This window comes from Leifsonia sp. GW821-FHT13C05, from assembly GCF_058806515.1.
The window spans coordinates 1-1,276 of record NZ_JBXAPT010000014.1 but is presented as its reverse complement, the minus strand read 5'-3'; the positions used below and the strand labels follow the sequence as shown (position 1 = coordinate 1,276).

General features: G+C 70.5%; 1 protein-coding gene. It reads right to left on the bottom strand.

The window, feature by feature from the left end:
- Positions 1-1,276: FAD-dependent oxidoreductase (locus AC1ROC_RS20200; RefSeq protein WP_493001964.1), on the bottom strand; the 1,276-nt coding region annotated here is incomplete at both ends.

The following is a 1,276-nucleotide window of genomic DNA, read 5'->3' as shown; positions in this document are numbered from 1 at the left end:
GCGTGCTCACCGGCCGTGCGCACATCGACCAGGGTGGCGCCCGCGTCCAGCGCGGCGCCGAGCTCGTGCCACTGCAGGGAGCGGGTGGTACCGCTGCGGAGGTTGTCGGCGACGTAACCGAGCTGGTTGATCGGGTCCTTCGCCGACCCGAACTGAGGGGCATACGCCAACTCGAGACGCATCAGACCGGAGGCGGTGATCCCGCCCGCCATGGCGACCGCGATCGCGTCGATACGCTTGTCGACACCCTCGCCGCCGACGATCTGCGCGCCCAGGATCGCATCCGTCTCCGGGTCCACGAGCAGCTTCATCGACATGGACTGGGCGCCCGGGTAGTAGGTGGCGTGCGAGGCAGGATGCGTGTGGATGACTCGGTGCGCCCGCCCGGCAGCGGTGAGTTGCCGTTCCCCCCAGCCGACCTTCGCCGCCACGGTGTCGAAGACCCTCACGATCGCGGTGCCGAGGGCGGGCGTGTTCTGCTCCTCGCGGCCGGCGATGACGTCGGCGACGGAGCGGCCGTGCCGGTTGGCGAGCCCGGCCATGGTGACGAGGGTCTCTGCGCCGCTGAGCGCATCCACTTTCTCGACGCCATCGCCGACGGCGAAGATGTGCTCGACGCTGGTGCGGTTGCGACCATCGACCGCGATCCCGCCGGTCGGCCCCAGGCGCAGACCGGCCGAGCGCGCCAGGTCCACGCTCGGCACGACACCCGACGCGTCGATGATGAAGTCCGGCCGAACGGTCGCGCCGTCGCTGAGCAGCACCGCGCCCGCCTCGACCGTGTCGACAGTGACGGAGGTGCGCACGTCGACGCCGTGACTGCGCAGCTGCGCCTCAACGGGCGCAACCATCTCTACGTCCAGCGGGCTCAGGATGTGTGGGCCGCGCTGGATGAGCGTGACGTGGATTCCGCGGCGCACCAGGTTCTCGACGGCCTCGAGGCCGACGAAGCCGGCGCCGACGACCAAAGCGGAAGGGTTGTCCGCGGCGGCGTCCACCAGCACGCCGATCGCGTCCACGTCCTCCACCGTGCGGAGGGTGTGCGTCGGGATGCCGGGATGCCCCGCGGCCTCCCGCGCAGATGCTCCGACGGCGAGGATCAGCTCGTCATAGCTCTCGATCATTGTCTCGCCCGCGGCGAGGTCGAACACCGAGACGGTGCGCGCGACCGGGTCGATCGCGAGGACCTCGTGGCCGGCGCGCACATCGAGCCGGAACCTGGCCGCCAACGACTGCGGGGTCTGCAGAAGGAGTGATGACCGATCGGTGATCACGC